This window comes from Hydrogenophaga intermedia (assembly GCF_023715105.1).
GTDB classification, from domain to species: domain Bacteria; phylum Pseudomonadota; class Gammaproteobacteria; order Burkholderiales; family Burkholderiaceae_C; genus Hydrogenophaga; species Hydrogenophaga intermedia_A.
This window is the reverse complement of the sequence record NZ_JAMBNO010000092.1, coordinates 1-486: the sequence shown is the minus strand read 5'-3', so window position 1 is coordinate 486 and position 486 is coordinate 1. Positions and strand designations below refer to the sequence as shown.

Sequence of the window (486 nt, the reverse complement as noted above, 5' to 3'; positions counted from 1 at the left end):
CCGCTAACATGCAGGGCCTGCTCTACAGCACTCCCGTGCCCACCGCCAGCGTGTGGGCGGCCAAGTGCCTGACCCTGGGCAGCTTGGTGGCTGTCCTGGTCAGCGTCAACATCGGCATCGGCCTGGCGTTGCAGCTCACCAACGGCTACACCGACCTGGAACTGCCCCTCTATTTGTCGTTATTCTACTACAGCGGCTTGCCGTTGGTACTCTTTGCCATCCTGGCCGTTTTCGTCCAGGCCCTAACGCCAAATAAGTACCTGGGCATGCTACTCAATATGCTGCTCGCCCTAGGGCTGGTTTTCAGTCGCAAGCTGGGCCTGGAGCACTACCTGCTGCGCTACGCGGTAGCCCCGCCGCTGGCCTACTCGGCCCTGAATGGGTTTGGGCACTACGCTACTGCCTTTGCTTGGTACATGCTGTATTGGAGTGCCTTAGCGGGTATATTAGCCTGGCTGACCGTAGGCTGGTGGCCGCGCGCGCAGC

Annotated in this window: 1 pseudogene; it reads left to right on the top strand. The window is 60.9% G+C overall.

The annotated features are described in order from the left end of the window. Positions 1-35: 35 nt before the first annotated feature. Positions 36-486: pseudogene (locus M3149_RS22710) on the top strand (hypothetical protein); the annotation flags it as partial.